This window comes from Cohnella fermenti (genome assembly GCF_004801405.1).
Lineage (GTDB): Bacteria > Bacillota > Bacilli > Paenibacillales > Paenibacillaceae > Cohnella > Cohnella fermenti.
The window spans coordinates 146280-155021 of sequence record NZ_SSOB01000019.1; the positions used below are offsets into that span (position 1 = coordinate 146280).

Below are 8742 nucleotides of genomic sequence, written 5' to 3' on the forward strand. Positions count from 1 at the left end.
ATTGCCCGGGGCAGCCCTCATTCCGATTATCGGGTTATATCAGTCCGGCAGCGTTCAGCAGGCGCTGTACCATAACGGCAACCTCCGCGCGAGTGACCGCATCCTTCGGTGCAATCGTTGCTGCGGATTTGCCGGTGACAAGACCTGTCTTGAGGCAGAGCGCCACACTCGCTCTCGCATAGTCCGAGACATCCGCCGCGTCCGAGTATCCGGCAAGCCGTTCGTCGATCTCGCTGTCCCCAAGGCTGGCGTCAAGTCCCGTGAATGCTATCGCCCGCGCCATTATCGTCATCGCCTGCTCACGCGTTATCGTGTCGTTCGGTGCGTAGCTCAACGTATCGTAGCCCGAGATGAGCTTGTAGCTCGAGGCCGTATCGACGTAGCCGTTGAACCAGTCGCCAAGCGAGACATCATGGAAGCCGCTCTCGGCTGTACTCGGGGCAAGCCCCATCGCGCGCACCATGATTGCGGCGAACTCCGCTCTGGTGATGCTTCTGCCCGGAGCATAGCTGCCGTCTCCGACACCGCTTACGACCAGTCTCGACCCCATGTCATTGACTGCGTCCGCAGCCCAATGGCCTGTCATGTCGGAGAATTCGACAGGATTCCAGATCGCGCTGTAGACGCTGTTGGTCAAGCTGCTGATGACCGCATAGTATCGGCCGTCCCTTGCAATGATTCTCGTCGGCACGTGGCGGAATGTCCCATCCTCGTTCAGTACGACGCCCGTCGTTATTCCGCTTGGGTCGATGCCATCGGGAAGGGCAATCGTCCGTTCCACGTAGCCGTTGAATCGGCTCACCGCAACGGTTGTGTCTCCGCTTGCGCAGATAATCTCGAACTCAACGGGGTTGATGACGAGCCGATAGTTGTTCCTGTCCGCAGCGTCCTTGACGAGCTCTATCGTATCCTCCGAAGACGCCGCGATCCTGACGCTCACTGCAATGTCCTTAAGCGAGACCTGCGAGCCGAGCTGAGCGGATACGGCATCGATATCGATTCGGGACGCCGGCAGTGTATAGGTGACTTTCCCGGTCTTGACCTCAAGCGTTGCTTGCTTCTGCTCCATGTCTTTGATCATCTGGCCATTCAGTTCACCGATAACCGCATCGGCCTGCTCGCCGGCAGCAATCGTTACTGTTGCACGGATGCCCGCACTCTCCAGCAGCTTGGCCAGCTTGGCGTCATCGACCTTGATCGTCGTTACCGTCCGACCGCCTATCGTCTGCGTGCTCGTCGTTCCCACGTCCTGTTGCTCTCCGCCAGGCTCGGAAGAAGACGAGCTTCCGTTCGGCGTACTGCCGTCGTCGCCATTGTCACCGCCGTTATTACCGCCGTTATTGCCTCCATTGTCACCGCCGGTTCCGCCGTCGCCGCCTCCCTGGTTCCCCTCGCTTACGGTAACGACAGCCGTGTCGAACTTGCTCGGATCGGCCGTCGAGGCCGCATGGACGGTCAGGCTGTTCGCCTTCTCGTCGGCTCCCACGGTCAGCAAGCCGTCGGCGATCGTCGTGCCGTCGCTCGTGTTGCCGCTAACGCTCCAGATTACCGTCTTGTCGGGGGCATTCGTCCCGGCAACGGCGGAGCTGAACCGTTGCGTCGCCCCCTTCCGCACGGCGGCGGTCTTGGGCGAGACGGTTACGCTCGTTACCGTCACAGGCTCATACGCCGGGTTCTTAACGGCAAATGGAAGAAGCTGGCCGTCGAGCTTGAAGTCGGCGAAGGTCATCGGGATGCCGGTCTGATTCCCGCTGCCGTTGATCGCATACAAGCCGATGTAGATGTTGTCGGCGCCGCTCACTTCGGTCTGGGTCACGGTCTGGGATATCTCGGTCCAGCTCTCGCCGTCGGCGCTGAAGTAGCCCCTGAACACATTGCCGTCCTTGGCCAGCTTCAGATAGACGGGCTTCGCTTGATCGTCCTTCGTTGTTCGCTCGGTATGGGTGCCGCTATTCAGCGCATGCAGCTCGAACACATTGCCTCCGAAGCCGCCGTGGTAACGCTGCATCATGCTCACGCTCTTGGAAGTGTCGCCGTTGAAGATCGTGATGCCCGCCGTATGATAGTTCAAGGCGGGACTCGCATCCACCTTCACGGTAATCGCGAAGTTCTTCTCGGCCATCCCCGTGAGCTCGCGCACGAACAGATTCGGAACGACGGGAAGTCCTTGCTTCTCGCCGAGCTCGCCGGGACGGCTCTGCAGAGTCAGCGTATTCTCGTCCACGATTGCCCGGTAAGACTCGTTGCCCGCGCCGTTGCGGATAGTCCAGTCGGTCAGCAGGTATGCGGGCTGGCGCACCGTAATCCGGGCTTCCGCCGTAATGGCGTTGTCGGGACCGGTGGCGGCGGTAATGATCGCCTCGCCCGGAGCCTTGGCCGTCACCTTGCCCGCGGCGTCGACGACGGCAACCGTCTCGTCGCTGGAGCTCCAGCGCAGGCGAGTGAAGTCGGCGTCGGCCGGAGACAAGGTCGCTTGCAGCTCGTACGTCCCGTTCTGATCCATGCTCACTTCATTGGCATTAAGCGAGATTGAATCGGCATAGGTCAGAGCCTTCTTCGCGAGGCGAACGGTGAAGCCGCCGCCCTTGCGCACCGGAATCGACAACGTGTCGGCAGCCGTTACGGTCTTCACGCTCACATCCATATCCCATAGATCGCTCTCGTTCTGACCATCCTGGAATACGAGCGCCGTATAAGTGCCCGCGCCGAGGAAATCCAGCGGAATGCCGGCGGTCATGGCGTCGGTGCTGATGCCCGCCACATACCAGTCGTCCCCGCTCCGGCGCGAGAGGATTGCGCTCTTCCCGGGGTAGCCGTCGATCAGATGGGTCTCATCCCACGCTACCGGCATGTTCTTGAGCAGCAGATCGGCTCCGAACTTCGCGTTGCCCGCGATCGAATCGGAGGGCATCGGTATTCCGCTCTCGTACATGACGTTCAGCGCCAGCCGATGGCTGACCGTCGCGTCGCCCGTGGCGCCCGCATTCTTGAGAACGTCCAGCGCCGGGTTGAAGTCCGCCGGACCTACCGCCGTACGGGTGAACGGGTAGATCGTGTTGTAGCTGGAGTACACACCGGTGAATTCCTGAGCCCGGATTCCTTCGCGAGTGAGCACGTTCGGGTAGGTGCGAATCTCGCCGGTCGGCTGGTTCGTGCCGTGGATGTCCAACAGCACCTTGTGCTCGGCGGCGAACTTGTACAGATCGTCGTACAGCTTCATCGTCGCCTGCGAGGTCGAGTTGAAGAAGTCCAGCTTGAACCCGACAAGCCCTTGCTCGATCATCCAGACGAGATCTTCCCGCTCGTCGGCGGTGTCGACATCGATCGAGTGCATCCAGGCCATCAGGCCGATGCCCTTCGACTTGGCATATTCTGCCACTTCCTTGAGCCAGTCCGGGTACTCTCGCGTGCGATAACGCCCTTGAGGAACGTTGTTGCGCGATCCCTGCCACCCTTCGTCCATCACCATGTACTTCCAGCCCATATCGGCGGCGTAGTCGATGTATTGCTTGAAGAGCTCGGGGTTGTCCTGCTCCGCGCCGGCGACATACCACAGCCAGGCGGCAATGCCGGGCTTGACGAAGCTCCAGTCGATGCTCGGATCGGGCGCGGGGCTGAGGTTCTCGGCCAGGTTGTTCTCCACAATGTCGCCCAGCTTGCCGATGACCGCCGAACGCCAAGGCGAGACCCACGGTGCGTTCGTCCGGACCGGATTCGCCGTCCCCTGCGTCGGGGAGAACTTGTAGCGCAGCACATTGCCCGCTTCGCCGAACAGCACCGAGCCGGTGTACTCCGGCGAGAGCGCCGCCTCGTTCAGCAGCACCCAAGTCTCGCCGAGAGTCTTGTACAGGAACGGCATGTTGTAGCTCTTGCCTACGGTGTCCTGCATCGTGCCGCCGATGTAGGCATCCTCGTTCCACGCGCCCAGGCTTCCGTAAGGAAGCATGAAGGCTTCGACGTTGCCCGGAGCCGTAAACGCGGTTCCTTCCGAGTTGATCTTGAGCTCGCCCGTGCCTTCGATGCCGTAGCGCACGGCGAAGCCGTCGTCATAGGCGCGCATCACGATTGCGAGCGCAACGCCGTCCTTCGTGAAGCGAACGGTCATCTCGTTGGCATGGTTGCGCACCGAGGATTTCTTGCCCGATATCAACGAGTAAGTCTCGTCGATTACCTGATCCTCACGGCTGTCGAAGACAAGGCCGGACGACAGGCTGCCCAGGCTGGTCTCCAGCCCCAGGGAGGAAGGATCGATCGCCGCAATGCCGTCTGCGGCGACGTTGTAGACCAGACGGCCGGTCGCAGTGAGGCTCAGCGTCGCCTTAATCGACTTGGAGGGGGATTCGACAACCCAATCCTCCACGATCTCTTCCCGGAGACGCACAGCTACCGGAACCTTCTTCGTCTGGAGGATGGTCCCCTTCTTGATCGTGACCGTAACGATGACGCTGCCCTCGGCGACGCCCGTCATCTTGCCGGTGTCGTCCACCGTCAGTACCGATGTGTTGCTGCTCTCATACGTCGCCGAGTCGAGGTCGGACACGCTTACCAGCGTGCCGTCCAACAGACGCCCCTGCACGCCGAGTGTCATCGACTCGCCTTGGTACACCACCGGGCTGTCCATGTCCACGACAATCGCGCCCAGATAGCCGCCGGCATCGGAATCGTCGACCAAGCGGGCGCTTATCCAGTTGGCCCAGTCGCCGTTGTTGCCGTCGCCGCCGTTGCCTACGGCAATCGTCAGCTCCTCGGCGTCTGCGGGAATCGGCACGTAGATATCCGCGTAGGCGTCTCTGCGTCCCATCACGTCGCTGGCATAGGCGACTTGACCGTCGATCAGCACGCTGAAGGTCGCCGTCGCCGTGTTGGTGTCTTGGGTGCTCGGGTCTACGCCGGCCCAGGCGCGGAACAAATTATAGCCCTTGCCGGCGATGTCGTAGCTGGCGAATGCAAGGGCGGAATTATCGGACATCGCATGCATGCCGATGCTCGTATCGCCGGCAGCCGGGGCGATCATCTTCGTGCCGTCCCACAGATACAACTGCGCGTTGTTCGCGTTCTTGCCATCGTTGAAGTGAATCGCCTGATAGCCGTTCTGCTGACTGGCCGGGTGGATCGAGGTGAGCATAAGATCCGGCTTGGCGTTCGGCCCTGTCACCGTAAACATCACTTCAGCCGTCCTGCTTATGTCGCCCAGCGTAGCCCTCACCGTTACGGCGGCGTTGCCTCTGGCGATGCCGGTCACCGTGCCCTGCGCATCCACGCTTAGCACCGCCGTATTGCTGCTCTCGTAGGTGAGCGAGGCAAACGCGGTGACCTCGGACTTGCCCAGCGATGTCCCCGTCACCGCAATGCCGGCGGTCTTGCCGATCTCCACGCTCGAGCTGTCTGCGGCGGCCGCGATGCTCATCAGCAGGTTCTCGGGATTGGCCGCATCGACGAGGCGGGCGTTCACCCAGTCGCCCCAGCCGCCGTTGCCGTCGCTGCCCGCGGGCTTGCCCATCGCGAGGCGGAGCGTTGCGGCTCCTTCCGGAATCAGCGCGTAGACGTCAAGATAATGATCGCGGCTGGTCACTTCGCTGCTGCTGTACACAACCGCGCCGTCGATCAGCACCTTGAAGCTGAATTTCGCCGTTGCGCTGCCGTTCCCCGCGTCGACGCCGGCCAAGGCGCGGAACAGCTTATGCGGATACGCCGAGATGTCGTAATCGACATAAGCGTCCCCGCCGTCGCCGGGCTTGTTCGCCGTCATCGCATGCATGCCGATGCCGGTGTCGCCGCCGGCGAAGTCGAAGCCCGCGGCACTTGTGCCGTCCCACAGCCCAATGGCTTTGTCCGCAGCATTGGTGCCGTTGGTCTTCACAGATCCATAGCCCAACTGGGAGGATTGGATCGGCAGAAGGGCAAGATGCACATCCGCCGCTGCCTCTGTCGTCGGCTCCGTCACCGTAAACGGCACTTCGGCCGTCCTGACCATGCCGTCCAGCTCGGCCCTTACCGTCACGGCGGCGCTGCCTGCGGCGACGCCTGTCACCGTGCCTTGCGTGTCCACGCTGAGCACCGCCGTGTTGCTGCTCTCGTAAGTCAGCGAGGCGAACGCAGCGATAGATTTGCCCAGCGACGTCCCCGTCACCGTAATGCCGGCGGTCTTGCCGATCTCCACGCTCGAGCTGTCCGCCGCAGCCTCGATGCTCATCAGCTCGGAGTCGGGCGCGTCGACGAGACGGGCGTTCACCCAGTCGCCCCAGCCGCCGTTGCCGCTGCTGTCGGCGGGTCTGCTCATCGCGAGACGGATCGTGCGGGCGTCCTCGGGAATCAGCGCGTAGATGTCGAGATAGGAAGTCCGGCTGGTCACCATGTCGCTGCTGTACACAACCGCTCCGTCGATCAGCACTTTAAAGCCGAAGGTCGCCGACGCGTTGCCGTTCGCAGCGTCGACGCCGGCCAAGGCGCGGAACAGCCGATGCGGATACGCCGAGATGTCGTAGTCGACATAGGCGTCGCCGCCATCGCCGGGCTTGTTCGTCGTCATCGCGTGCATGCCGATGCCGGTGTCGCCGCCGGCGAAGCTGAAGCCCGCGGCACTTGTGCCATCCCATAGGGTGATGGCAGAGCCTGCGGCATTCGTCCCGTTGGCCGTGACAGCGCCATAGCCAACCTGGGAAGCTTGGATCGGCAAGGCGGCAAGCTGCACATCCGCCTCTGCCGACGGCTCCGCTGAAGCGCCCAATGAGCCCATCGGCAGCAGACAGAGAATCAGCACCCATGCGATTATTCGTTGACAATGTCTCAACAACAACAACTCCTCCTTTGCATTGCTCTCGTCTCTCGAATTCTTGGTCTCGCCATCTCTCGGTTCCTCAGTCTTGCAGTCTTGCAGTCTCGCAATCTCTCAATTTCTCCGTCTCGCAATCTCACAGTTTCTCCGTCACGCAATCTCTCGGTCTCGCAATCCCGCAATTTCTCAATCTCACAATTTCTCCATTTCTCAATCTCTCAATCCCTCGGTCTCTCCGTCTCGCAATCGCTCAATCTCTCGCCGCCTTGCCCCCCGCTGCGAGACACCCTATCGATCCTTGCTCGGATTGATCCCGTAATGCTTCTTGTACACCTTGCTGAAGTAGAACACATCGCCGATCCCGACCCGCTCCGCGATGTCGGCAATCGGTTGCCTGGTGGTCCGCAGCAGCATTCTCGCCTGCTTCAGCCTGTACGCCTCGACATACTCCATCGCTGCGACTCCCTGCTGTTCCTTGAACAGCTTCGACAGGTGGGAGCGGCTCAGGTTGACGTGGGCGCACAAGTCTTCGAGCGTCATTCTATCCGCGTAGTGCGCATGGATATAGGACAGCGCCTGCGTAATTTCCTCTCGTCTCCGGCCGTAATCTCCAAGCTCCCCGAGCCATCGCGCGAACGGCTCCTTGTAATCGGCGAGCCGTGCGGCCTGCAGGCTGTCCAGCTCGGACTTGAGCGCGGCGGGAACGGAGAAGCCGCCCTTCTCCATGAATTGCACAAGCGTTCGGACATCGCTCTTCGCGGATGCGGAAGGACGGCGCAGATGACGCAGCAGCTCGAAGTACGTAGCCACCAGGCCGGGCAGCCCCGACGCCGTCAGTCTGCCGTTGCTTCCTCCCTCCACGGATTGGAAGAACGCAAACAAATCAAGATCCGCTTCGACGACGGTTGCCGTGCGGGTATCGACCACACAGGCATCTGGCTCGTAGAACAAACAATCGGCCTGCTCAAGCGCCAGAGCGACCCGGCGGAAGAACCCGTCCAATCCTGCAAAATCGCAGTGGATCAGGCAGGAGGCGGCCAACCCCAAATACCGCTGCGTCTCGGCCAGCACTTCCGCGATGGTGCCCGCATGGCGCGCGTCGTCGGTCTCGCCGAGGTCCAGCAGCACGAACCGGTTCTGCCCCGCATGGAACAGCTCGTTGTGCGCATTCCGCCGCTGGATCGCTTCCCGGACGACATTGCTCAGCGCGTAGATCGCCAGATCGCCATGGCCGCCGAACTTGCTGCCGGTCCACCCGGCGAAGCGTGCGATCTCCAGCACCGCGAAGCGGGAGGGAGACTCGTACGCCTGCGCGCGGAAAGCGGATATGTGCAGCCGTTCCGCCCGGCTGCACAGCTCGGCATTGTGAATTCGCCCCTCCAGCCGTTCGTAGAACAACGAGTTCTGCACCATCAGCCGCTCATTGGCATTGAAGGTGACCGCAGCCGCCTTATCCTTGCTCTCGGCATAGTGCCGCTTGGCCTTGCGCACCTCCTCGGCGAGTTTGTCGCGCGTGACGGTCGCCTTCAGCAGATAATTTCTGGCGCCGTACTCCAGCGCCCGCTGCGCCAGCTCGAATTCGGCGAAGTTGCTAAGGACGACAAACCAGGCGTCGGGATAACGCGAACGGCTCTGCCGAATAAGCTCAAGCCCATCCATCACCGGCATCTTGATGTCGGTGAGAACGACGGCCGGCGGCTCGGCCTCCATCTGCTGCAGCGCATCGCTGCCGTTCGCCGCTTCGCGCACGGTCAGCCCTTCCATGCCTTGCAGCATCGCGGCGAGGTAGCTGCGAATGCCGTATTCGTCGTCCACGACCATAACGTTCATACGGCCTCCCCCTCGTATAGTATGTTTTGAAAGCACTTGAAGGCTAGTTCCCAGCCCCCGAGGGGGCTGGGAATCGGTCGCCAAATTCCCAGTACTTCGTTCTTTGAAAATCAAAAAGGGACTGGACTTTCCGGCAT

2 protein-coding genes are annotated in these 8742 nt (G+C 61.6%); both read right to left on the reverse strand.

Annotated features, from left to right (window positions below; genetic code table 11):
* Nucleotides 1–34 precede the first annotated feature (34 nt).
* Nucleotides 35–6793 carry a glycoside hydrolase family 97 catalytic domain-containing protein gene (locus E6C55_RS16420; protein WP_136370899.1) on the reverse strand — a complete coding sequence of 2253 codons (6759 nt, stop codon included), beginning with the start codon at nucleotides 6791–6793 and terminating at the stop codon, nucleotides 35–37.
* 270 nt (nucleotides 6794–7063) lie between these two features.
* Nucleotides 7064–8605 (reverse strand): response regulator transcription factor, encoded by a 1542-nt coding sequence (locus E6C55_RS16425; RefSeq protein WP_136370900.1) that lies wholly within the window; start codon nucleotides 8603–8605, stop codon nucleotides 7064–7066.
* Nucleotides 8606–8742: the final 137 nt, after the last annotated feature.